This is a genomic window from Parafrankia soli (assembly GCF_001854695.1).
Taxonomy (GTDB): Bacteria; Actinomycetota; Actinomycetes; order Frankiales; family Frankiaceae; genus Parafrankia; species Parafrankia soli.
On record NZ_MAXA01000113.1, the window covers coordinates 113331 to 137739 of the forward strand.

Genomic DNA, 24409 nt, shown 5'->3' on the forward strand with positions numbered 1-24409 from the left:
GCACGGTGACCATCCCACTGGGACCGACCGAGGTGCGCTGCCCGATCTGCCTGGACGTCTTCGACTGGGACGAGACGGACCTGTTCACCTTCCGGGACGGCGCCTACGTCCCGCTGGACCTCTCCGGCGTGGGCGACCCGGTCAAGCGGAACGACGAGATGATCGGCGCCTACCGGCGCTGCCCGAACCCGTCCGCGGACATGGCCGAGCGGCACTACCTGCCGATCTCCTACGCCAGCTACGGGCCGCCGCTGGTGATCGGTTTCATCGGGCGCACGGAGTCGGGCAAGTCGCACCTGCTGGCCGCGATCGTCAGCGAGATCGAGCGGGGCGGCCTCGGTCCTCTGGGCTTCACCGCGGTGCCCGTCGACGAGGAGGCGCACCGGGCGTACTGGCGGCAGTACGTCGCGTCCCTGGTCGACGAGGGGCGGGCGATCGAGCACACCGCCAGGGTGCAGTCGGACGCCATGGTCACCTTCACCGACGCGCTCGTGGTGAGCGATGGCCGCCGGCAGCGCGCGGTGGCGTTCTTCGACGTCGCCGGCGACGACCTGGTGGCGCGGACCCGGTCGATGCGGTTCGTCCTCGCGCTCGACGCGCTGATCTTCGTGGTCGACCCGGAGTACGCGCTGCGCCAGAACGCCCCGTCCGACGGTGACGCCACGTTCGAGACGGTGATGGCCCGGCTGCGGGCCCAGCCCGGCCTGACCGACCGGCTGCCGGTGGCGCTGGCCGTCAGCAAGTCCGACCTCTACCGCTTCGAGCAGCCGGCGGCCCGCTGGTACCGCCGGCCCAGTCTGTCGGCCTACCTCGACGGTCGGGCCGAACCCACCGAGATCCGGGACGAAAGCCGCGACGCGTACGCGTTCCTGTACGCCCGGGGAGCCCGAGCCTGGCTGCGCCCGTTCGAGACGTTCCGCCGGGCCACGCTGCACTTCGTGTCCGCGACCGGCTCGAAGGCGGTCACGGACGACCGCGGCGACACGTTCGACAAGGTCTTCCCGCGCGGTGTCCGGCCCAGGCGGGTACTCGACCCGCTCGCGGCCATCTTCGCGATGTCCGGCCTGCTCGGGGAGGACGCCGCCAAGGAGGTCGGGACCTGATGGGCCGCATCGACCAGAACGAGTACGCGTTCGCGAACGAGCGCGACGGTTTCGTCCTCGTCGCCAGCTCGATCGAGAACCCGCCGGATCGTGGCTGGTGGTCGCAGTGGCTGGGCGGCTGGCAGAACATCAACCGCGCCAACCACGTCCGGCAGCCGTCCACCTCACGGGTCTACCTGCGCGACGACCAGCAGGGCGCCGTGGTCCTGCGCCAGCAGACCGGCTCGGACTCCCGGCGGGACATGCGGGTGAGCGTTCTGGTCGGCTCCGCCGAGGACCTCACCGGATGGGGGGCGGCGCGGCTGGCGCACTGGCCCGCCGGCCGGCAGCTGACCAATCCTGACCAGAGCGGGGTGGCGTTGATCGCGCGGCCGGACCTCACGGCCTACACCGGTGCGAACGTCGTCCGGCTGCAGGAGGCGGTCCTGGCGGACGCCCTGGAGCTGACCTCACCGGTGTCCGGGCGCGGGAACATCGTCCTGGTGAACCCGCTGGCGGCCCTGCTCGCGGCGGTACTGAAGCTGCGAGCCGAGTCTGTGGGCGGCGCACCCGTCTTCGGTGGGCGACGGCAGCTCGTGCCGGTCGGCGCGGACGAGCCCGTGGCGGCGGCGCTCGTCCTGGTCCTCACGGAGCTGCTGCGGCACATCGGCGACGGTCGCGACCGGCTGACGTACTCGACGTTCGAGGCCACCTACCCGCGCGTCGGTGCCCATCAGCGCGATCCACAGGTTCTGTTCATGCCGGACTTCGTGCAGCCGGAGCGTGGCCTCACCCGGCCGGTCGCGTATGTCTTCCTTGCTCCCGGACTGCGTGAGGACCATCAGCCGTACGTGCACGACGGTGCCGCCGGGGACGGTCCGTTCGAGTACATCGCCAGAATTGTGGTCTGGGCATACCTGCAGCGCGAGCTGGCGCATTTTCCTCGGCTGAACGACAGCCTGCTGCGGCAGCCGGAGAACTGGGCCGGGGCGGTGGAGGACTGGGCGATCCGGAAGGGCGGCCCGCCGCGGAGCCAGCCGGTCATCCTGCCGACCGAGCCGACGATCCCGGCTGGTTCCCGTCAGGTCGCGCCCCTCGGAGAGCCACACGGGCAGCGATGGAGGCACGCGGAGGCCCAGGCTGGCGACGGGCGTCCGGAGGACGCATGGGGCCAGCCCCGACCGGGCGACGGGCCACGGGTACCTGAGGCCTTCTCCGCGTCGGCGGCCGCGCCGACAGCCGTGCCGGTGGCCGGGCCCACCGCCGCCGAGCAGACGCGGCACGCCGAGGACACGCTGCGCCGGGCGATCGCCAACCTGCACAACGGCCTGGTCGGGGAGACGACGCACACGGTCGACGCGTTCGTCCGGGCGTTGCGCAGCCGCCAGTGGCTGACGCCGGTGGAGCGCAACCATGTTCGGAAGTTCCTGATGTGGGTGATGCCCGGGCTGGCTCCACGTGCCGCCAGGGAACCCTACGAGGAGATGACGGACCCCGGCCTGCGACGCATTCGACCGTCGGCCGTCGACGCGCTGGCCCGCCTGGCCAGCCCGGACGCCACCACGATCCCCGCCTCCGTGGACGTCGTCGACTGCCTGGCCGGGGTGCTGGAACTCGAATCGGGGAACGCCCTGCTGCTCGCGGAGACGCGCGACGCGCTTCTTCTGCTGGTACATGTCCCGACGGCGCCCGAGCATGCCGGCGAGGACAGGCGGCCGAAAGAGCCGTCGTCCGAGCTGGCACCTCGCCACGCCGACCGCGCGCGTCCGTGGCGGCCGGACCTGGCGGTTGCCCGAGCGCTGACGGAGCAGGCTGAGGACACCCCCATCAGCCACGCCGACCCCGGCCCGCCTGCCGTCAGCGAACAGGAGCGCGTTCACCAGGCATTTGTCGACCATCTCCTCGGACTTGTGCGGTGGGCCACCGCGGTCGTCCCCGGGCTTTCCATGCGTGACGGCCTGCTGACGACCGCGAGCCTGCCGGCGACCGCGGCCTGGCTGCCCGCGGAGAACGCTCTCCCGCTTCGGCGGGTTGTCCGGCGGTTGGCCGGCTCCGAGAACGACGGGTTGCCCCTGGAGAGTCCCCGGGTCGACGCGCTCGCGCAGGCGCCGGACCAGACGGCGGCGGTGCGCCTGCTGCAGGACAGGATCGGGACGGATCTCGTCAGCCGCACGGACCACCTTTTCGGCCGGGAATCGCGGCTGTCGGCAGACCAGCTCGTGTATGACCTGACGGCCGCGCTGACCGAGGCGCCGGGTGCCCAGAACATGCTGAGTGACGAGTTCGTCGGGGCCGTTGAGACGCTCCGGGCCCAGCTGCTTCACGTGGTGGAGCGGGCCGCTCAGACCGAGCCGCGTGAGCCGGCCGTCCGGCCGGACCCACGGGACGCGGACGAACCGGCCGCAGCCAGCGTGTCGGCGTCCGAGGCTTCGGTCGGCTCGCCGCACGAGGTCTTCGCGGGTCTCATAAACGAGCTGGCGAACGCGAAGATCGGAGACGAGCTGTCGCCGGTGTCCGCCTGGTTCGCCGAGACGCTGCCAAAGGCCTGGCCCGACTCCGCCGGGCACTCCCTGAAGGTCGCGGGCCTGCTGGACCAGCGGATCGAGCTCACCTCCGGTGACGAAGCCGAATCCACCGGTTCCGACGAGGCTGACTCCTCCGTCGGCGGTAGGTACGGCCTGCTCGGTGGCTGGCGCGAATACAGGTACGCCCTCGCCCTTCTGGCGGCTTGCCTGATCACCGGCCTGGCGGCGCTGTGGCGGTGACTGCGACCAAGCCCGCCCTCGACACCCGGTCCCGGGACGCCGGGAAACCGGCCCCCGACACGGAGCCCGAATCCGCCCGGTTCCCGCTGCCGTGGGTCGTGGCCGGAGCGGCCGTGCCGATGCTGCTCACCCTGTGGGACGTCCAGGCGCAGCACCACGACTTCGACGCCGGCTTCGGGCGCGGGCTCGCGGCGGTCGCCTTCGCCGGGCTGCTCGGCGCGCTGCTGGTGCTGACCGTGCACGAACTCAACCCCGACGAGCGGGCACTGGGCACCGGGGTGGCACTGGCCGCCGTCCTGACCGTGAGCTTCCTGAACCAGTCCCGGTTCCTGTGGGAGTCCCCGTCCCTGCTGTTCGGCGGGCTCGCCGTGGCGGCGATGGCGGTGGCCGGCCGCTGGGCCCGGCTGCACGGTGACGACCCCCGTGCGCTGGTCCCGCCGCCGAGGACGGCGCCTGTCCTGGCTACCGCGGTCGCCCTGCTGGCAGGTCTCATCGCCGGGTTCGGGCCCGTCGATGAGACGCTCGGTGCCCAACTGGCCGAGCTCCTGCGCTACCTCCTGCTCGGGCTGGGAGCCGTGGTGCTGCTGGCCGGTGATCCGGCCGGGAACGACGGCGAGGTCACGTTGGACGAGCAGTTCCGGCGGTCGGTCCTGGCCGCGACCACCCCGATCGGCCTGCTGTTCGTGACCTGGGAGCCGGGCTCGGCCGCGATCCTGGCCGCCGGAGTCGTGGCGATGCTGGCGGCCCGGCGCTTCTGGTTCTCGGCGGGGCTCACCGCGGTGGTGGCCGTGGCCGTGGGAACGGTGTGGTGCTGGCTTGCCGCCGGGAAGGCGGACAAGGCGTGGCGCGACAGCCACCTGGAGAAGCGGGCGGAACCCGTCTGGGACAGCAGGATCTGGGAGAGCGCGTCACTCGGCAAGCACCGGAGCTGGGTCGACCAGGAGCTCCCGGTCGCGACGCTCGTTGGCCAGTACGGGCACTTCTTCGCCGTCCTGGGCTGCCTCCTCGTCGCCGCCTTCGGCTGGCTGCTGGTGCGGCTGATGCTGGCGGCCCGCCCCTCCTCGGTTCAGGTGCTGGCGGCCGGACTGGTGGCCATGCTCGTCGCCGGGCTGGCCCTGCCCCTCGTGGCGCTGCTGACCAACCATCGGTTCGGCCTCACCGTGCCGTTGCTGTCGAGCGGCGTGACCTCGTTGATCCTCGCCCTCGCCTCGGTCGGCGTCGCGCTCGGCGCGGCAGCGGGCCCGCGGGTGAGCGGCGTCGGCGGGCGGAGGTAGTCCGCTGTCCAGCTCACCTGTCGATTCCGCGGGCTCCGCCGGCTTCGGTGCCGACAGAGCGTTCGACGGCGCCGCTTTCGAGGCCACCGGCTCCGACGACCCCGGCGCGCCCGACGACCTCGGCCAGTCCGACGACCTCGGCCAGTCCGACGACCTCGGCCAGCCCGACGACCTCGGCCGGGACGACGATCTGGGTGGGGACGACACCAGAGGCGCCCCGGGCCCCGGCCCACGCGGGCCCGGCCCGGCCGGTGCGGACCCGTGGTCGGCGGCCGAGGCGGTGTTCCGGCTCGCGGTCTGYGCCTTCGACGACCGGCCCGACCTGCCGGCCGAGACCCACACGCTGGACGCGCTGGTCTCGGCGATGAAGCGCCGCCAGTGGCTGTCCGCCGAGGAGAGCCTCGCGCTGCACGCCGTCCTGGTCGCGATCTTCCCGAACCTGGCCGGCCGGGCGGTCTTCCAGCGCGGCGTCGCCGCGACGGTGGACCGGCCGGTGCGCAAGCGGCCGCTGTGCGTGCCCGCGCTGCTCGAATGCCTGCCCACCGCCCGGACCAGGCCCGACCCGATCCTGGACGAGCTGACCGAGGCGCTCACCACCCCGGCCGGGGTGGCCACCGACCGGGCCGAGCTCCGCCGTGCGCTCGACAGCCTGGTCAGCCGAGCCTCCCGGCCGACGATGGACCTCCCGGCAAGCCTCCAGCAGTACGAGATCCATCTGATCAACTCGGTCTACGCCGCCCAGGGCCGGATCGCGGAGCTGGCCGAGACGGCGGCCGACCCGCCCGCCGGGGTGCTGTGGGCGCTGCTGGACGCCGTCCGCGACGGAGCCTGGCGCGACGAATCCAGCCTGGCGAGCCTGCGCGGTTCGCTGTTCTCCCAGCTGAGGATGCCGATCCCGGGGTTCGCCGTCGGCCCGCCGATCGTCGCCCCGGATGTCGACCCGACAGTCCTGGAACGGATCGCCGTGGCGGCCGGCGAGGTTCTGGCGCGGCTGCGCGCGGAGCTCGCGGACGTCTGGGACGGCGACCGGGCGCGGGCGGCCGATCTCGTCGTCGACGCACTGTCCGCGCTGTCGACGGGTGTGCTCGGCGGCGGGCCGGGCGACATACGGGTGCAGTCCGCGGTCACCAGGCTGCGCACGCTGGTCACCCGCGCGATGGCGGCCGCCGGCCCGGTCGGCGGCGGGGCCTCGGCTGGCGGGGAAATGGACGGCGGGGGAGCGGAATCCCGGGCGGACCGGTCGGCCGCCGCCCAGGAGACCATTGACGGGCTGGCCTGGCGAGTTCGGACCCAGGTGGGCACGGCCGGGCTCACCGACCTGGTGGCGGAGGCCTTCGCCGAAATCCTCGAACGGCTCGACACCTCGGTCGACATCGACAATCTCAGCGCCGCGCTGCAGCTGCGCTGGGCCCAGTAGCCGGCACCGCCACCTGCAAAGGCAGGCAACCATGCGGAAATTCTCCTTCGGACGGCGCAACGGCCGTGGATTCGGCCTCGACAGCCACGATGTCGCGGTGTCGTCGGCGATCGTCGCCGTCACCCTGATCGCCGCGATTCTCATCGTCGCACTGGTGGACCACCAGGACCCCGGCGGCGGACCAGCCGGCGGCGGCCCGGTCGCCGTTCCCAGCGCGACGGACATCCCGACGCCCCCCCGAACCTCCGCACCTTCCACTCAGACGGCGACCACCACGCCGAGTCCCACGGCGATGGTCACTGCCCAGCCCTCTACTCCGGCGCCTCCCGCCACGTCCACATCGCCGGCGCCGTCGCCGACAACGACGCCTCCTGCTACACCGCCGCCGCCGCTTCGCCCCGCAGTGACTATTATCAACAACTCGAGAATCGAGGGGCTTGCGGTCCAGGTAGAGCCTCTCGTGTCGGCGAAGGGCTTCATCGTCCAGGAAAAGGGAAACTATTCAGGTGAAGTAGTTTTCTCGCATACGACTGTGTTGTATGAAAATGGTCAAGAAGGTTTTGCCGAGGAGTTGGTGGAGGCAATGAAAGGGTACGATGATGATATCAAGATAAAGCTGAATGATGGTGATCGAATTAAGCCGAACGGGACCCTTGTTTTTGTCATAACAAAGAATTTCAAGATCTAGATCGGCAGTGCTGCCGGTCGCGTCGCGCAGTGGCTGGCCGTTATTTCGGGCTTCCGTCGACCTGGGCGTCGCAGCCCCGACCTGGGTAGGTTCTCTGATTTGAGACTCCACGGGTCTCATGGCCTACCGCTGTCGGGAGGCAGGCCCTGGACGGGTATCGCCGGTGCTCGTGGCGAGCCGGTCGGGTTCGGTCGAATGAAGTGGGTTGCGTCAGCGGCGTGTGGAGTGGCTCAGCCAACTCGCTTCGGCGGCACCCAGGCCGGGTGCGTTCGCGAGGTCAGCTGACGACGGCCGGTTGGTCGGAGTCCCGTGCCGCGCCGGTCGGGGCCGGCGGCACGCTGTCGGTCGATTCCGCGTCGGCGGCCGGACCGGTGGCTGGCCCGGTGGTCGGGGCGACCGTGGCGGTGGCGGGCTCGGTGCCGTGCACGTCCACGTGGGGCAGGATGCGGTCGAGCCAGCCCGGGAGCCACCAGTTCGCGCGGCCGAGCAGGCCCATGGTGKCGGGCACCAGGATCATGCGGATGATGGTCGCGTCGACCAGCACGGCGACGGCCATCCCGACGCCGACCATCTTCACCGTGACGTCCGGGTCGAGGGCGAAACCGGCGAAGACCGCGATCATGATCAGGGCGGCGGAGCTGATGACCCGGCCGGTGGCGGCGAGGCCGCGCACGACGCTGCCGTGCGGGTCGCCGGTGGCCAGGTAGTCCTCCCGGATGCGGGAGAGCAGGAAGACCTCGTAGTCCATGCTCAGCCCGAACAGCACGGTGAACATCAGCACGGGCAGCCAGCTCGACATCGGCACGCTGTGCGGCAGGCCGAGCAGCTCGGCGCCCCAGCCCCACTGGAACACGGCGGTCACCACGCCGTAGGCGGCGGCGATCGAGAGCATGTTCATGACCGCGGCCTTCAGCGCGACCACCGGTGAGCGGAACACGACCGTCAGTAGCAGCAGGGACACGCCGACGACGAAGCCGACCACCCACCACAGCCGGTCGGACAGCAGACCGGACAGGTCGGTGAAGACCGCGGTCATACCGGTGATCTCGATGCCCGGGGGCAGGACGTCGGCGCGCAGGTGGCGGACCAGGTCGGCGGCACGCTTGTCGCTCGGTGCGACGGCGGGCGTCACGAAGACCACCGCGGCGTTCCCGCTCGGTGAGGTCACCGGCGGGGCGACGGCCGCGACGTCGGGCGTCGCCCTGATACGGGTCACGAGCGCGGGGAGATCGGCGGCGGGGACTCTGCGCAGGTCCACCGCGAGCATCAGCGGGCCGTTCGCGCCGGGGCCGTACTTCGGCGGCGACCAGATCGTAGGCGCGCCGCTGGTAGGTGGACTCCGGCTGACTGCCGGCGTCCGATCCGGCCGGCCCAGGCTGCGGTGAGCGTCTGCCGGGCCGGGGAGCCGGCCGCCGCGACGCTGGCCTTCCCGACGCCGGCCGTGAGCGCGGCGCGGCCCCGGCGGCCCAGCAGTCGCGTCCCGGCCAGCCCGCACAGAGCGGGGACGAGGGTGAGCGCGGTGACGACCACGGTGACGACCACGGCCGTGGTGGTGAAGCCGGTGGTCACATAGGTGTTCAGCCCGACCAGCCGCAGCCCCATCAGGGAGAGCACGACGGTCACCCCGGCGAACAGCACCGACACCCCGGCGGTGCCGTTGGCGCGGGCGGCGGCCTCCCGGACGGTCAGGCCGGCCCGCAGGCCCTCGACGTGCCGGGTGATCAGCAGGAGGGCGTAGTCGATGCCGACCCCGATGCCGATCATCGAGGCGAGCGTCGGCGCGATGGTGCTGACGTTGGTGCCGGCCGCGATGAGGGTGATGCCGGCGCTGCCGATGCCCAGGCCGATGAGCGCCACCGCCAGCGGCACCCCGGCCGCGACGATCGAACCGAAGGCGACCAGCAGGATGACCAGGGCGAAGCCGACACCGACCGCCTCGGCCCGGCCGTTGACCTCCTGGATGTTCTCGGCGACCTGACCGCCGAACTCGGCGGTGACGCCCGCGTCCGCGGCCGGCCTGGTCGCCTCGACGAGGTCGTCGACCGCGTCGGTGCCGCCCAGGTCGGTGACCGGCCGGTCGTACTGCACGTTGATGAGCGCCGTGTCGCCGTCCGCGGAGGGCCGCGGCGGGCTGACGAGGATGACGTCCGGCACCTCTGCGAGCCGGGCGGAGACGGCCGTGATGACCTCCGGGGCGAGCCGGCTGCCGTCGGCGGTGTGCAGCACGACCCGTGCCTGGGCCTCGGCGAGCACCGGGAACTCGGCGCGGAGCAGGTCGGTGCCCCGCTGCGAGGCGGTGCCCGGGGCGTCGTAGTCGTCGTGGGGCTCGCCGCCCCAGGCCATGGCGAGCGCGGTCGCCACCACGAGCGCGGCGACCCACGCGCCGATCACCCGCCAGGGCCGGCCGGCGGCCAGCCATCCCACCCGGTACAGGAACCCGGACATCTCTCCTCCTTGGTGCGTGTCCGGTGCGGCCGGCTGGCGGGCGCCACGGTGCGCCGCGCGCTTTCACGTCTGCGACGACAGCGGACTGGGCGACTGTGACATCCCCTTGTGGCTGGGTGTGTCGTATCCGCGACGCACGCGGCGCTACGTCACGAAGCCGACGCCCGCGCGCGCCCGTGACACCTGCCTGCGCCGCTGGTGTCAGCGCCGCTGCGTGGCTGGTGTCAGCGGCGGGAGGCCAGTGCGAGGAAGCGGTGCGGCGGGTCGTCGTAGCCGTCGAGCCGCCAGCCGGAGCCGGCGAGCAGGGGGCCGAGCCGGTCCGCCGCCAGCGGCTCGTCGGGGCGCAGCACGCGCCCGTGCCGGGCGGCGAGCGCCGCCCGGCCAGACGGATGGAAGATCGCCAGTCGGCCGCCGGGGCGGCTGACCCGGGCCAGCTCGGCAAGCCCGGCCGGCAGGTCGGGGAGGTGGGTGACCAGCCCGGCGGCGAACACCGCGTCAACCGCGCCGGTCCGCACGGGCAGGCGGCGGGCGTCGCCGAGGAGGAGATCGGCATGCCCCGCCCGGCCGTGTTCCCGGGCCACGGCGAGCATCTCGGGGGTGACATCCAGCCCGAGCACCGTGCCGGCCGGGCCGACGGCCGCGCGCAGGACGGGCAGCGCCCGGCCGGTGCCGCAGCCGACGTCGAGGACGGTCGCCCCCGTCGGCAGGCCCAGCTCGGCCACCGCCGCGGTGTAGGCGGGAGTGTCGTCGCCGAAGCGGGTGTCCCAGGTGGCGGCGCGTACGGCGAAGAACGCCCGGCTCTCGGTGACGTGCCAGCCGTCGTCGGCCGCGAGCCGCTCCGCGACCCGGCGGATCACCGGCCACGCCGGATCGTGCAGGTCGACGACGACGTCCGCGGGCCGATCGGGATCGTCGTCGCGGCCAGTGCGGGTGCGCAGCTCGACGACCAGGTCCCAGGCTGTCGACGTGCGGTCGGCGGGCCGGCCGGAGCTGTGCGCGAGCAGTACCGTCTCGCCGGGCCGCGCGGCCGTCGTCGTCTCGGGGGCTGTCGTCTTGGGGGCTGTCGTCTCGAGGGCCGCCGGCCGGACGCACGGCCGGCCGGCCCCGCGCACCGCCGCGGCCAGCCGGTCGGCGACCGCGGCGACCCTCCGGCCGTCGGCACCCTCGACCAGCACGCGTGCCGCGCCGGCCGGCAGCAGTACACGGATCCGGTCGAGGACCTCGTCCCAGCGGCGGACCTGTTCGGCGGTCATCGCCTCCGGCAGCGGTGGCGCGGAACTGTCGTCGGGCATCCACACATCATGGGCGAGCCGGCAGGCACGGCGGTGGCTGCCGGCGGCCGAAGGCCATGACCACACAGGGGTCGTGAGCCCGCAGGATGCGTCGGTGGGTGTTGGGATTCTGCTGATCAGTGCACGATCCTGTTCCCAAGAGCGAGAGTGGGGTTCTACAGTTGGCGGGTGCCACGGCTGCGGTGACGGGGCTGTGTGGCGACAGGGCTGAGGAGGAAGCATGCCGGTGAGCAAGCCGAGTGAATTACCCGTGGGTGGCGGCGGACGCTGGCCCCTGACGGGGTTCCGCTCCGCCCAGTGGGGGGACATGGAAGTCGGGTACACGGCCACCGGGCCGCTCGACTGCACCAAGGGCTACATCGGTCTGCCCGGCGGTGTCTGTCAGTGCCCCCACTACGGTTACATGTTCAGCGGCAGGCTTCGCTGCGTGTACCCGGGTACCGACTGGCCGGACGAGGTCGCGGTGGCCGGCGAGGCGTATTTCTTCCCAGCCGGTCATGTCCTCATCTATGAGGAGCCGAGCGAGGTGCTCGAGCTCAATCCCGCCGCCGCGCTCCAGCAGCTGATCGACCATTTCGAGGCCATGGCGGCCAGCGGTGGGTTCACCAAGGACGACGGCTGATCCAGCCGACTCCGAGGGCGCCCGGACGCCCGCGTACCAGGACGTCCGGGCACGCCGCCGGCCTGACCCCGGTGGTCGGAACGAGACACGAGAGAACGAGAAGCCGTTTCTGTGAAAGACGACGAGTCGGGTGCCGCCGAGCTGCGGAACGTAGCCGCCGCGGCCAGGTCGGTGTCGGCCGGCGCGGGAGCTGAACAAGCCGTCGAGGTGAACCCGGGTAACGTTTCGGTCGTGTCCTGGGCTGAGCGTGCCGCCGACCGGTCGCCGTCCGTGCAGCGGTCGAGATCGCGCAGCATGCGCCAGATGAAGGTCATCGTCGCCGCGGCCAAGCGGCTGATCGCGCAGAAGGGCACATCCTTCACGACGCAGGAGCTCGTGAAGGAGGCCGGTGTCGCGATGCAGACCTTCTACCGCCACTTCGAGGGCAAGGACCAGCTCCTCATGGCGGTCATCGAGGAGATGGTGACCGATCAGGCCGTGCGCTACGAGCAGGACGCCCGCGACCTGCCGGACCCGGTCGCCCGCCTGCGCCGCCACATCCTCTCGGTGCTCGGCTCGCTCGATGCCAGCGGGGACGAGAGCACCGGGCCCCGTTTCATCACCGCGGAGCACTGGCGCCTGCACCAGCTCTACCCGGAGGAGATGGCGCAGGCCACGCAGCCCTTCGCCGACCTCGTGGCACGAGAGATCCGTGCGGCGCGCGACGCCGGCCTGCTGGCCCCGCAGGACGTCGAGCGCGACGCGGCACTGGTCGCCCGGCTCGTCATGTCCGTCTACCATCACTACGCCTTCGCGGCTGCTCCCGAGCCCGCAGAGGTGATCGCCGATCATCTCTGGGCGTTCTGCCTGGCGGGGCTCGGCGGCGACCTGGGCGGCGGGCGCCCGGCACGGCCGGTCAGACGTCCGCCTTCTTCGTGAACCCGGCCAGCGGGAGCGCCCCGGCCGGGTGGGAGGGGCGTAGCCATGAAGGTGCTGGTAGTCGGCGGAACCGGGCCGACCGGGCCGCACATCGTGCGAGGCCTGCTCGGTAGGGGGCACGACGTCACGATCTTCCACCGGGGAGCCCACGAGCCGCCGGAGCTCGCCGACGTCGAGCACATCCACGGCGATCCGCATTTCCGGGAGTCGATCGACGAGGCGCTCGGCTTACGGGAGTTCGACGTCGTCCTGGCCATGTACGGGCGGATGCGGCACCTGTCGCCGGCGCTCGCCGGGCGGTGCGGCCAGTTCGTCGGCATCGGCGGCGTGCCGATCTACCAGGGGTTCTTCCCGGGTGACGGGAGGCACCGGCTGCCGATCCCGGTGACCGAGGAGCACCCTGTCGTCCAGGAGCGGTCCGACGACCCGGCCGTCCGGTTCTCCCGGCGGCTCGTCGACGCGGAGGAGGCGGCGTTCGCGCACCACCCGGGCGCCACGCTCTTCCGTTTCCCGATGCTCTACGGGCCGAACAACGCCCGGCCGGCGGAGTGGTCGATCGTGCGGCGCGTGCGCGACGGGCGCCCGTACATCATCCTTCCGGACGGCGGATCCCAGATCCACACCCGCTGCGCGGCGGGCAACGCGGCGGCGTTCGTGCTCGCCGCGGTCGACCGCCCGCAGGCCGCCGCCGGTCAGATCTACAACGCCGGTGATCCCACCGACTGGTCGCTGCGGCAGTGGGTCGAGCTGATCGTCCGCCTGATGGGCGCGGATCTCGAGGTGGTGGCGCTGCCGAGGGAGATCGCCGTCGAGGCCACGACGACGCTGCTGCCGCTGGCGGGCACGACGACGGAGCACTGCGTCCTGAGCACCGAGAAGGCGCGCCGCGAGCTCGGCTGCGAGGCGGTGATCGACACGGTCCAGGCGGTCGAGGAGCTCCTGGCGTGGTACGCCGAGCGACCCGGTTTCGACGTCAGCACCAGCCCGTCGTTCACCGACCGGTTCGACTACGCGACCGAGGACGCCCTGGTCGCCGAGTACCGGTCCGCCCTCGACCGGGTGCGCTCGGCCGTCGACCAGTACGCCGCGCCGCCGGTGCACAGCATGCCGCACCCGACCGAGCCCGGGAAGGTGGATCATCGTGGCCGCTGACCTGCCCGAAGTCTTCCGGGACGGGGACCGGCGGTGTGATCCGGCGGTACGTTACCGGTCATGCCCGACTTATTGGAGGACCGCGTCGTCGTGGTCACCGGCGGCGCCAGCGGGATCGGCCGCGCGAGTGTCCTGCGCTTCCTCGCCGCCGGCGCGCGTGTGGTCTTCGGCGATGTGAACGACGCGACCGCCCAGCGGCTGCTCGACGAGGTCGCCGACCCCGCCCGGCTCCATTTCGAGYGGGCGGACGTGGCCGACGAGGCGGAGGTCGCCGCGCTCGTCGCCGCGGCCGTCGAGCGGTTCGGGCGCCTCGACGTCATGTTCAACAACGCCGGGGTCGGCGGGGCGTTCGGCCCGCTCACCGACATCGACGTCGCCGACTGGGACCGCACCTTCGGCGTGATCAGCCGTGGGATGTTCCTCGGGACGAAGCACGCCGCCCGGGCGATGATCGCCCAGGGTGGCGGCGGGTCGATCATCAACAACTCCTCGGTCGCCGGAGTCGGCGGCGGCGGCGGCCCGACCGCGTACTCCGCGGCGAAGGCCGCGGTCATCAACTTCACCTGCAACGCGGCCGTGGAACTGGCGGCCCACCGCATCCGGGTCAACGCGATCTGCCCCGGCCTCGTCGACACGCCGCTGGTGATGGGACGTGACGAGGCGGCGATCCGGGCCCGGATGGCGACCTTCCAGCCCTGGCCCGACCTGGGCCGGCCCGAGGACATCGCCGGCATCGTGCTCTTCCTCGCCGGTCCGGACAGCGTCTTCCTGACCGGGGAGGCGATCCGGGTCGACGGCGGGATGGTCGCCTGGGGCCCGCGGATGACCGACACGTCCGACCCCCGGGGCGTGACCCGCCGGTTCACGGGCTTCACCGAGGGCTCGACCGGCCGTCCACTGACCAAGCGCCCCCTGGACGGCGCCGGCACCTGAGGCCGGGCGGCGTGCTCCCGCCCGGGGGTGCGCTCCTGCCGCAGCGCGGGCTTCCGTCGCGGGGTGGGCTTCGGTCAGAGACCGAAGGCCCCGCCCTCGACGAGGATCGTCAGGCCGATGGCAACCAGGGCCAGCGGCAGCAGCACGTGCCCCCAGCGGCTCAGCGCGCGGGCGACCGGCGGCCTCGTGGCAAGGAACCAGCCGGCCGCGCACCAGACGGCCACCAGCACGAGGAAGACCACCGCGTGGACGGCCGTCCCGCCCGCGCCGACCGCGGTGAAGACCGGGACGTACACGCCGAGGTTGTCGCCGCCGTTCGCGAAGGTGACCGCGGCGACCTCGAGCGCGGCCGGCCCCCTGCGCGAAGCGTCCCTGTCCTGCTCCTCACTCCCGGCTTCGTCGTCGGGGTCGGGGCCGGGCCCGGCGGGATCCCCGGTAGTCGCGGCCGCGCGGTCGCCGCGTTCCGCCAGGGACCGCCGGGCCGCGCGTAGGCCCAGGGCGAGCGGGAGCAGGCCGAGGTAGGCGATCGCGGACTCGGGCAGGAGCGCCGCTCCGGACGCGGCGGCGACGGCGACGGCGACGATTCCGACGAACCCGACGTACTGGCCGGCGACGATCCGCGGCACGGCGCGCCGGTCACCGGCGCCGCGGGCGAAGAACAGCGCCAGCACCAGGATGTCGTCGATGTTGGTGACGGCGAACAGGCCGATCGCCTGCCCGACGGCGCCCGGGTTCACACGGTCGCGACGGGCGCGGCAAACGGCACCGGCCGACCGTACCGGGCGTGTTCCCGGCCGCTGACCGGCGGTTCGCCACGGCTGTGACGCGGTTCGCGACGGCCGCGAGAAGCGAGTGGTCCGACCGGGTGGGCCGCAGGTCGCGGGCGGCTCGGGGCCTTTACACCCCGATCGGCCGGGATGGCTACTCTACGATGCGGTTGTGACGCGCCGCGCGTCCATAGTCGCGGCTCCATCCTGGGACTATTGCTCAGTGACTACTGTGCGCCCACCACGGAGTAGCGGAGCGGGGTGGGGGTTCCGGGTTCTGGTCACGTAACGTGTTCGAACCTGTACCACTCAACATCGAGAATAGATGGCCTGACGCTGACGTTGCGCCCTCGCCGAGGAGACGATCGTGCACGCCGAGCACCACGAGCCAAGAAAACAGCCGTCGTCGGTGACGCCTGCCCCGACCGCGCTGCCTTACCCGTCCGAGCCCGACACGGACCGCGCGAAGATCCCAGACCACGCGGACAGTCCGGGCCACACCGAGAACCCGGACCACCCGGAGAAGCCGGACCGCCTTCCGGGCCGCCGCCCGTGGCGCCGCGCCCGGCGCGCGCCGGCCAGCCCCGCCGCTGACAGCTCCGACGACCCCGCCTCCGACGGCGCCGGCCGGCACGACCCCGACGGCACCGGCCGTCCCGGGTCCGGCGGCTCGGCCGGCCGCACCCTCCGGGGAGCCTGGCGCCACGACCTGGAGGCGTCCGTCGTTGTCTTCCTGGTGGCGCTTCCGCTCTCGCTGGGCATCGCGGTCGCCTCGGGCGCCCCGGTGGTCGCCGGCATCATCGCGGCGGTCGTCGGTGGAGTCGTCGCCGGCGCCGTCGGCGGAGTCCCGCTGCAGGTCTCCGGCCCCGCGGCCGGCCTCACCGCGGTGGTGGCCGAGATCGTCGCCACGCACGGCTGGCGGACCGCCTGTTTCGTCACCGCCGCCGCGGGCGTGGTGCAGATCCTTTTCGGCCTGAGCCGGGTCGCCCGCGCGGCCCTGGCCATCTCACCCGCGGTCGTGCACGGCATGCTCGCCGGCATCGGCCTGACCATCGTCATCGGGCAGATCCACGTCGTGCTCGGCGGTACCGCCGGCTCGGCCGCCTGGGACAACCTGATCGTCCTGCCCGGCGAGATCGTGTCGCCGGCCGTCCCGGCGGCGGCGCTGCTCGGCATCGCGACCATCGCGCTGACCGTGGTGTGGACGCGGCTGCCCCGACCGTTGTCGTCCATACCGGCACCGCTGGCCGCGGTGTCGATGGTGACCGCGGCGTCGCTCCCGTTCGACGTCCCGCGGGTCGCCCTGCCCGACGACCTGCTGGGCGCGATCGCCCTACCCGAGCTGCCCGCCGGCGGTGACTGGGGCGCGATCACGCTGGCCGTGCTGACAGTCGCCCTGGTCGCGAGCATCGAGTCGCTGCTGTCGGCGGTCGCCGTCGAGGCGATGCACTCCGGCCCGCGTGGCGACCTCGACCGCGAGCTGCTCGGCCAGGGCGCCGCGAACACGGTCTCCGGCCTGCTCGGCGGGCTGCCGGTCACCGGAGTCATCGTCCGCAGCTCGACGAACGTCCGCGCCGGTGCCCGCACCCGCGCCTCGGCGATCCTGCACGGCTTGTGGATGGCCGGCTTCGCGCTGCTGCTGGCGCCGCTGGTCGGGCGCATCCCGCTCGCCGTGCTCGCCGGCCTGCTGGTCGTGATCGGCATCCGCCTCGTCGACCTCGCGCACATCCGCGCGATCGCCCGCCACGGCGAGCTCGCGATCTACCTGACGACGGTCGTCGGCGTGGTGCTGTTCAACCTGCTTGAGGGCGTCCTGATCGGGATCGCCACCGCACTGCTGCTCGCCCTGCGCCGGACGCTGGTGGCGCCGGTCCACGTGCACCCGCCCACCGGCCCCGGCTCGCCGTGGCGGGTCGTCGTCGAGGGCGCGCTGACCTTCCTCTCCCTGCCCAGGCTGTCCCGTCGGCTCGCCGAGGTGCCCGCCGGGGCGTCCGTCCGGCTCGACCTGGCGGTCGACTACCTCGACCACGGCGCGCACAAGATGCTGGACGACTGGATCGCCGAGCGGCATCGCGCCGGTGCCACGGTGACCGTCGACGAGGTGGGCGCCGCACCGCTGGCCATCCCCACCGTCGCGGCCCGGCCCCGCGAGGGACGACTCTCCAAGAGCCTCTTCGGGGGGCGTTCCACCGGCCGGCACGCCCGGTCGGCGCGGCCGCCGCGCTGGCTCGCCCCCTGGTCGGACTGGCAGCACGGCCAGCTCCACGACCGCCAGCACCTGCTCAACGGCGTGGACGAGTTCCACCGCCGGACGGCCCCGATGATCGAGCCGTTCCTCACCGAGCTGACCGCGGGGCAGCGGCCGTCGACCCTGTTCATCACCTGCAGCGACTCGCGGCTCGTGCCGAACGTGATCACGAGCAGCGGCCCGGGGGACCTGTTCACCGTGCGCACGCCGGGCGCGTTCGTCCCCGGTCCGCAGGCGGTCGGTGACTCGACCCTGGCCGCGATCGAGTACGCCGTCGAGGTGCTCCGCGTCCGGACCATCGCCGTCTGCGGACATTCCGGATGCGGTGCGGTCGCCGCCCTGCTCGACCGGGGCACACCCGGCCACAGCGGCTCCAGTGTGGGCCCGCTGCGCAACCTGGAGGCCTGGCTGCGCCACGGCGAACCGGCCCTGGCCCGCGCGGCCCGCGACGCCGGTGGCCTTCCACCGGAGCCCGACGAGTTGAGCCGGGTCAGCGTCGCGCAGCAGCTCGTCGCGTTGCGCGGGCTGTCCGTGGTGCGCCGCGCCGAGGCCGAAGGCCGGCTGCAGCTGGTCGGCATGTGGTTCGACATCGCCACGGCGCGCGCGATCGTCCTGAACGAGTCGACCGACCGGTTCGAGATCCCGACCGTCAGCGTCGTCCCAGTGTTGGAGAGCGGACAGCGCCTGGCCGACGCCACCCGGGGCTGACCCGTCGGTCGGCCCCACCCCGAGTACGGCGCAGGTGGCGGCGGGCAGCACCCGACCCGCCGCCACCCCGCCTGCCGTCTCGCCCCGCTCCGGCCTCGACTTGCCGGGTCGGGTTCCCGCCAAGGACAGAAGCTGTCCGCGAGGGTTCCTATCGTCGGCTCCACAGTCATCCGGCGAGCAGTCACCGGCGAGCAGAGGTGGGAACCATGAACAGCACCGTGGACGTCGAGAGCGGCCCCGAGGCCGGCACCGTCACTGAGGCCGGCACCGTCACCGACCCGAACACAGTCAGCGAGGCGGACAGCGCCGTCGAGGGCGGGACCGTCAGCGAGAAGGAGGACCTGCTCGCGACGCTGGCGAAGCACCGGCACTTCCTGCGCTACACCGTCCGTGACCTGACCGACGAACAGGCTGCCCGGCGCACCACCGTCAGCGCGCTGTGCCTCGGCGGGCTGATCAAGCATGTCACCGCGACCGAGCGGTCCTGGGTCGACTTCATTCTCGGCGGAGACCAGCAGGCGGACGCGGAGAGCTGGATGAAGCAGCACCAGATGCTGATGGGCGACACCCTGACCGGCCTGCTCGCCGACTACGAGGCCACGGCCGAGYGGACCACGGAGGTTGTCGGGTCGCTGCCCGATCTCGGTGTGACCCGGCCGCTGCCCGAGGCCCCGTGGTTCGAGCCCGGGGCGCGCTGGTCGATGCGGCGCGTCCTGCTCCACATCATCGCCGAGACGTCGCAGCACGCCGGCCACGCGGACATCATCCGCGAGAGCCTCGACGGCAGCCGCACCATGGGCTGAGCGGAGCCGAGCGGGCCGCCGCCCCCGGGCGGCGCCCGGTCACTCGGCGAGTTCCGGTAGGGGTGCCGACGCCGAGCGTCCCGGCGCCGGGGTCCGTTTCGGGAGCCGTCATGGTCGCACTGGAGTACTTCCATCTGACGTTGACGTCAGATAGGTGGGGCCTCGCGACGGCCGGGTGGCGGGTGGCGAGGCGTCGCGCGGGCGACACGGGTGGAGGTCCCGTCGCCCTCAATTTGGCGGTAACGTCACTACCGTGAAAACGGGGTCAGTGACGCGCACCTACCAGCAGCGACGGCGGGCCGAGTCGGCGGACGCGAACACCGAGCGCATCCTCGCCGCGGGCGCCGAGCTGTTCGGGGAGCGGCCGTTCGACCAGATCACCCTCGCCGCGGTCGCCGAGCGGGCCGAGGTCGGCGTCCAGACCGTCATCCGGCGGGTCGGTACGAAGGACGGGCTCGTCCGCGCCGTCAACGCCTGGCTGGTCCCGCAGATCGAGGGGGCCCGGGGCGAGCCGGACGTCTCCGACCCGGCGGTGGTCGCCGAGCGCCTGGCCCGCCAGTACGAGCGGTGGGGGCAGGTGACCGACCGCGCCATCCGCCAGCAGGACGTCTCCCCGGCACTGGCGGAGGCCGCGGCCGCCGGCCGGCAGGCCCACCGGGCCTGGACGGCCGCCGCGTTCGCTGCCGAGCTCGACCGCCGCCCCCCGGCCGCCCGGCACGACCTGCTCGGCCGGCTCACGGCCGTGTGCGGCGTCGAGCTCTGGCTCGTGCTCCGTAACGACGAGGGGCTCTCCGTCGAGGCCACCCGCGCGGCGGTCGCCGACCTCATCGCGGCCTGCCTGGGCGGCCCGGGCTCCAGCCTGGCCGGTCCGGACTCGTCCACCACTCCCTGAGGCCGACCGGCTTCTGGTGCTGACCGGCGACCCGCTGGAGTACCCGCGCTCGGACGCGCCGGAGCATGTCCGCTTCGTCGGCGCCCAGATCTACGACCCGCCCGGCGAGGCACCGGCCTGGCTCGCCGAGGACGGCGACCCCTGGGTGCTCGTCACCACCTCGACCGACTACCAGGGCGACGAACGCCTCGCCGTGGCCGCCGTCGAGGCCCTGCGCGACGAGCCGGTCCGCGTGGTGATCACCCTGGCGGACGCCTACGGGCACGTCGAGCTGCCGGCCGCGGCGAACGTCCGGGTCGAGCGGTTCGTGCCGCACGGCCCGGTGCTCGAGCGCGCCGCCGCCGTCATCTGCCACAGCGGGATGGGCATCGTGCACAAGGCCATCGCCGCCGGTGTGCCCGTCGTCGCCATGCCGTTCGGGCGGGATCAGCCCGAGGTCGCGCGCCGGGTCGTGGAGGCCGGCGCAGGCGTCATGCTGCCGGCCAGGCGGCTGACCGCGGAGCGGCTGCGGGACGCGCTGCGCACCGCGATGAGCAGGCGCGCCGGGGCGCTGAACGCCGCACGCCGGATCAGGGCGAGCGGCGGCGGCGAGAGTTTCGCCACCGAGGCCGAGGGCCTCGCGGTCGCGCCGCGGCCCGCCGCCGCACGGCCCGCCGCCTGACGGGGAGGGTGGTCCGCGCCGAGACCGTCCGGCCTGGCCGCGGACCCGCCGGGCGCTGCCGGGCCATCGAGTCGGGCGGAGAGTCGGGCGGAGATCAGGGCGCTCGGCGCTGACTACCATTGTCGCCATGACCCGACTCGGAGCCTCCGTCGACCATGTCACCGCGCTGCTCGGCGGGGCCGACCTGGCGTCCGACGCCTCCGTGCGTGAGCTGCTGGAGCAGACCACCGAACGCCGCGGCCTCGACCTCTCCGACCTCGCCCCCGCCGAGCAGGCAGCCCTGATCGCCGAGCGCTCGCAGGACCTGCAGCCCTCACCGGAGGCGCTGGCGGCCCGCATCGGCGACGCGGCGGCCCGGTCACGTCCCTTCGTGGCGAAGTTCGGCATCGACCCGACCGGCGCCGAGGTCCACCTCGGCCACGCGGTGCCGATGCTGCTCCTGAGCCGGTTCGCGCGGATGGGGCACCGCGTCGTGTTCATCGTCGGTGACATCACCGCCAAGATCGGCGACCCGTCCGGCCGGTCGGACGAGCGCCCGGCGCTCACCGACGAGGACATCGCCCGCAACCTGACCACCTACCGGGCCCAGGTCACCCCGTTCTTCGACTTCGAACGGGCCGAGTTCCGCCGCAACGGCGACTGGCTGCGCGAGGTGAGGCTGCCGCGGCTGCTGGAGATCGTCTCGCGCATCCCGGTGTCGATGTCGCTGCAGCGGGAGGACTTCCGGCGTCGCCTCGACGCCGGCCACGGGCTCTCCCTGGCCGAGCTGCTGTACTCGGTGGTGATGGCGCTGGACTCGGTCGAGGTCGACAGCGACCTGGAGATCGGTGGCATCGACCAGTTCCTGAACATGCAGATGTGCCGCAAGGTCATGGAGATCTGTGGCCAGACCCCGGAGATCGTCGTGGCCACCTCGCTGATCGAGGGGACCGACGGCACCGGCGCCAAGATGAGCAAGAGCCGCGGCAACTACGTCCCGCTGACGGCCGCGCCCGGTGAGATCTTCGGGAAGATCATGTCCGTGCCGGACAGGCTCGTCGAGCCGTACTTCCGCGCGCTCAGCGAGTGGCGCGACTCCGAGCTCGCCGTCCTGGCCGCCCGGCGCGAGGCCGGCACGGCGCACCCGATGGACCTCAAGAAGATCCTCGCCGGCGAGGTGACGGCGGCGATCCACGGGGTGGACGCCGCGATGACGGCCCGGGCCGAGTTCGTCGCGCGGTTCTCCCGCCGCACCTTCGCCGAGGTCGAAGACCTGCCGGTGCTCTCCGATCTCGGCGCGACCGTCGCCGACGCGGTGCGGGGGCTCGGGTTCGCGAAGAGCAACGGCGACGTCCGCCGGGTCGCGGAGCAGAACGGGCTGCGGCTGGTGGTCGAGTCCGAGGAGGGCCAGACCCAGGTGCCGCTCACGCCGGACGACGTCCGGGAGCCGCTGTCCGCCGTCCTCAAGGACAGGCTCGACGGCCGGTCCGGTGCCGTGTATCTCAAGGTCGGCCGCAAGCTGGCGCGGATCGAGCCTGCCGGCTGACGGCAGCCGCGCCGCGCGGGCACCTGTCGCACGGCGTCGGTGTCAGAGGTCCTGAGCCTCCGTGCGGGCGGTCTCCGCCGGCGGTGAGCCGGGGTGCGTCGCCGGGGTCTCGGGCGGTGCCGGTTCCGGTGGCGGAGTGGTCCGCGGGGGCGTCTCCGGCGGGGGTGCGGTGGTCCTGGGCAGGTCCTCCGGCGTCGCTGGTGGGGGCGGGTCGGTAGCCATGGGTGATTCCGGCGTCGGGTGCGGCTGCGCTGGTGGGGGGTTCGTCGCGCCCGAGCCCCGCGACGGGAACGGCCAGGACGGACCCGGACCCGGACCCGGCGCCTGCGGCACGGCCGGTGGGCGCTGTGTCCCGGGTGTGGCCGGTTGGCCGCCGCTCCCGCCGGACTGCGGGGCGGCCGGCGCCTGAACCGGGCCGCCGGCCGGTCCCCGGCCCGTTCCCGGATCCTGGCCCGTGCCCGGCAGGCCCTGCTCCAGGCCGCCCGCGGCGCCGTCGACGGTGCCTCCGGTCGCTTCGCCGGGCGTCCCCGCGGACGTGCCGCCCGCCGCGCCGTCCGCCAGGCCGTCCGACGTGCCACTCGGCGTGCCGGCGGATGTCCCGGCGCCGCGGCCGTCGGTGGTGCGCCGGCTGCCCGCCGACTGCCGCTCGGCCGACCGCTGTTCCGCCACGCCCCCGGCGGTCGGCGTGGGCGGCGGGCTCGACGGCGCCCGCGGGGCCTGCGCGCCGTCGCCCCAGCTCGGGAGCAGCTCCCACGGAGTGAGGACGCTGCGCGCCGGCGTCATCGCGACGACCGTGGCGGTGGTCAGCACGGACGCCGCGACCACCAGCCCCCGCACCGGGCGGCGGGCCGGCTCCGTGGGACGGTCCACCACGGCCGGATGCCGCAGCCGCTGGCTGATCTCGGCGATCACCGGCACGGGCAGCCAGCTGGGCGGGCGGGGGCTGGCCCCGAGCTGGGCGTGGCAGCGGCCCAGGATCTCGGCCGGCGTCGGCCGCCGCTGCGGCGCCTTGGCCAGGCACGACTCGATCAGCGCGCGCAGGTCGCCGTCCACGCCGGTCAGCTCCGGCTCCCCCCGGACCACGCGGTAGATCACATCGGCGGTGTTGCCCTCGCCGAAGGCGTTGCGCCCGGTCGCGGCGAAGGCGAGCACCGACCCGAGGGCGAACACGTCGGAGGCCGCGTCCACCCGTTCGCCGCGGGCCTGCTCGGGCGACATGTACGGCGGCGATCCGATGACCTTCCCGGTGGTGGTGCTGCCCGCGTGGTCGGCTGCCCGCGCGATCCCGAAGTCGATCACGCGGGGCCCGTCGATCGCCAGCAGCACGTTCGCCGGCTTCAGGTCACGGTGCACGACCCCCGCGCCGTGGATGGCGACGAGCGCCTCCGTCACCCCGGCGGCCAGCCGGAGCAGGCTGGACGGCGGCAGCGGCCCGTTGCGCAGCACGCTGTCGCGCAGCGTCGGGCCGTGGATGTAGGCGGTGGCGAGCCACGGGCGGTCCGCGGCGACGTCCGCGGCGATCAGCGGCGCGGTGAACAGGCTGTTCACCCGGCCCATCGCGGCGACCTCCCGCTCGAAACGACGCCGGAACTCGCTGTCGGACGCCATGTCGGCGCGGATGACCTTCACCGCGACCGGCCGCTGCCCCGGGGAGTGGCCCAGATACACCGCGCCCATGCCGCCGGAGCCCAGCCGGCCGCGCAGCCGGAACGGCCCGATCTCCCGAGGGTCGTCGGCGCTGAGCGGGGCGAGGAAGTCGTCGGCCGGCCCGCCGCTGGAACGCTGGGAGGGGACCCTGCCGGGGGACGCGTGGGGTGGGCGTGATCCGGGCGGCGCGCCGCTGGTGCGCGGCGGCCACGGCCCGACCGGCGGCGGCTGCGACGGGACGTCCGCCCCGGGCGGGGCTATCCGGGTCTCGCGCTCCGCCTCCAGGATCGCCGCGAGCTCGTGCCACCGCGCCACCCAGGAGCCGACGTCCCCACCGCAGGCGGACACGAAGGCACACAGGACGTCCAGCGCCGGCAGCGACCCGCCGCTGGCGGCGCCGGCCAGGATCTCCGCCGGCATTCCGCTGCGTCGCGCCAGGGTCCGGTACGAGGGATTTCCCGCCCCGCGCCGCACCGCGCGAAGATCGCGCCCGAACGCGCCGACCGGGCCGGTTGACGGGGTCGTCGTACTCTTCCGTGCTCGCACAGTGCGTCGGTCCTCCTCCGGGGC

18 protein-coding genes and 1 pseudogene are annotated in these 24409 nt (G+C 73.4%); 14 read left to right on the plus strand and 5 right to left on the minus strand.

What is annotated here, in order from left to right; genetic code table 11:
- Positions 1-5: 5 nt before the first annotated feature.
- The 3 genes from BBK14_RS10920 to BBK14_RS10930 are packed head-to-tail and all read left to right on the plus strand — an operon-like array spanning position 6 to position 5121.
- Positions 6-1103 (plus strand): TRAFAC clade GTPase domain-containing protein, encoded by a 1098-nt coding sequence (locus BBK14_RS10920; RefSeq protein WP_131802228.1) that lies wholly within the window; start codon positions 6-8, stop codon positions 1101-1103.
- Positions 1103-3847 (plus strand): hypothetical protein, encoded by a 2745-nt coding sequence (locus BBK14_RS10925; protein ID WP_071061565.1) that lies wholly within the window; start codon positions 1103-1105, stop codon positions 3845-3847. The genes BBK14_RS10920 and BBK14_RS10925 overlap by 1 nt, the downstream gene beginning before the upstream one ends.
- Positions 3844-5121: a putative peptidoglycan glycosyltransferase FtsW/RodA gene (locus tag BBK14_RS10930; protein WP_131802230.1), complete on the plus strand. Its 1278-nt coding sequence runs from the start codon at positions 3844-3846 to the stop codon at positions 5119-5121. The genes BBK14_RS10925 and BBK14_RS10930 overlap by 4 nt, the downstream gene beginning before the upstream one ends.
- 13 nt (positions 5122-5134) lie before the next feature.
- On the opposite strand, the gene BBK14_RS38845 is transcribed toward BBK14_RS10930, so the two are convergent.
- Positions 5135-5461 (minus strand): hypothetical protein, encoded by a 327-nt coding sequence (locus BBK14_RS38845; protein ID WP_198541238.1) that lies wholly within the window; start codon positions 5459-5461, stop codon positions 5135-5137.
- Between the two features lie 24 nt (positions 5462-5485).
- Between BBK14_RS38845 and BBK14_RS10935 the strand changes: the two genes are divergently transcribed.
- Together BBK14_RS10935 and BBK14_RS35080 are read left to right on the plus strand one after the other, a co-directional pair.
- Positions 5486-6538 carry a hypothetical protein gene (locus BBK14_RS10935; RefSeq protein ID WP_241831389.1) on the plus strand — a complete coding sequence of 351 codons (1053 nt, stop codon included), beginning with the start codon at positions 5486-5488 and terminating at the stop codon, positions 6536-6538.
- 31 nt (positions 6539-6569) lie between these two features.
- Positions 6570-7226 carry a LytR C-terminal domain-containing protein gene (locus BBK14_RS35080; RefSeq protein ID WP_083390858.1) on the plus strand — a complete coding sequence of 219 codons (657 nt, stop codon included), beginning with the start codon at positions 6570-6572 and terminating at the stop codon, positions 7224-7226.
- A gap of 277 nt (positions 7227-7503) precedes the next feature.
- On the opposite strand, the pseudogene BBK14_RS10940 reads toward BBK14_RS35080, so the two are convergent.
- Both BBK14_RS10940 and BBK14_RS38850 read right to left on the minus strand, forming a co-directional pair.
- Positions 7504-9671: pseudogene (locus BBK14_RS10940) on the minus strand (MMPL family transporter).
- A gap of 224 nt (positions 9672-9895) precedes the next feature.
- On the minus strand, positions 9896-10963 hold the full coding sequence (locus BBK14_RS38850; protein WP_241831390.1) for a class I SAM-dependent methyltransferase: 1068 nt from the start codon (positions 10961-10963) through the stop codon (positions 9896-9898).
- A 220-nt stretch (positions 10964-11183) separates the two neighbouring features.
- Here BBK14_RS38850 and BBK14_RS10950 point away from each other — a divergent pair, with 220 nt between their 5' ends.
- From BBK14_RS10950 to BBK14_RS10965, 4 genes are all read left to right on the plus strand, one after another.
- Complete coding sequence (locus BBK14_RS10950) at positions 11184-11585, plus strand: cupin domain-containing protein (RefSeq protein ID WP_020462702.1); 402 nt, start codon at positions 11184-11186, stop codon at positions 11583-11585.
- 111 nt (positions 11586-11696) lie between these two features.
- Positions 11697-12503 (plus strand): TetR/AcrR family transcriptional regulator, encoded by an 807-nt coding sequence (locus BBK14_RS10955; protein WP_306769266.1) that lies wholly within the window; start codon positions 11697-11699, stop codon positions 12501-12503.
- Between the two features lie 45 nt (positions 12504-12548).
- A complete protein-coding gene (locus tag BBK14_RS10960) occupies positions 12549-13655 on the plus strand; it encodes an NAD-dependent epimerase/dehydratase family protein (protein WP_071061572.1) in 1107 nt (368 codons plus the stop codon).
- A gap of 60 nt (positions 13656-13715) precedes the next feature.
- Positions 13716-14588 (plus strand): SDR family NAD(P)-dependent oxidoreductase, encoded by an 873-nt coding sequence (locus BBK14_RS10965; protein WP_071061576.1) that lies wholly within the window; start codon positions 13716-13718, stop codon positions 14586-14588.
- A gap of 74 nt (positions 14589-14662) precedes the next feature.
- Here the strand turns inward: BBK14_RS10965 and BBK14_RS10970 are convergent, their stop codons facing one another.
- Positions 14663-15325: a cadmium resistance transporter gene (locus BBK14_RS10970; RefSeq protein ID WP_071061580.1), complete on the minus strand. Its 663-nt coding sequence runs from the start codon at positions 15323-15325 to the stop codon at positions 14663-14665.
- A gap of 397 nt (positions 15326-15722) precedes the next feature.
- On the opposite strand from BBK14_RS10970, the gene BBK14_RS10975 reads away from it, so the two are divergent.
- The 5 genes from BBK14_RS10975 to tyrS all read left to right on the plus strand — a co-directional run bounded on the left by BBK14_RS10975 (position 15723) and on the right by tyrS (position 22192).
- The gene (locus BBK14_RS10975) at positions 15723-18311 is read left to right on the plus strand and encodes a SulP family inorganic anion transporter (protein WP_071061582.1); all 2589 of its coding nucleotides are present in this window, start codon (positions 15723-15725) and stop codon (positions 18309-18311) included.
- A gap of 206 nt (positions 18312-18517) precedes the next feature.
- Entirely contained in the window at positions 18518-19114 is a 597-nt protein-coding gene (locus BBK14_RS10980; protein ID WP_071061585.1) for a DinB family protein, read from the plus strand.
- Positions 19115-19367: 253 nt separating this feature from the next.
- Entirely contained in the window at positions 19368-20006 is a 639-nt protein-coding gene (locus BBK14_RS10985; protein ID WP_241831391.1) for a TetR/AcrR family transcriptional regulator, read from the plus strand.
- A gap of 16 nt (positions 20007-20022) precedes the next feature.
- On the plus strand, positions 20023-20667 hold the full coding sequence (locus BBK14_RS10990) for a glycosyltransferase (protein WP_241831392.1): 645 nt from the start codon (positions 20023-20025) through the stop codon (positions 20665-20667).
- Positions 20668-20794: 127 nt separating this feature from the next.
- Positions 20795-22192 (plus strand): tyrosine--tRNA ligase, encoded by a 1398-nt coding sequence (tyrS, locus tag BBK14_RS10995; protein WP_071061590.1) that lies wholly within the window; start codon positions 20795-20797, stop codon positions 22190-22192.
- 42 nt (positions 22193-22234) lie between these two features.
- Here the strand turns inward: tyrS and BBK14_RS11000 are convergent, their stop codons facing one another.
- Positions 22235-24385 carry a serine/threonine-protein kinase gene (locus BBK14_RS11000; protein ID WP_131802232.1) on the minus strand — a complete coding sequence of 717 codons (2151 nt, stop codon included), beginning with the start codon at positions 24383-24385 and terminating at the stop codon, positions 22235-22237.
- Positions 24386-24409 lie beyond the last annotated feature (24 nt).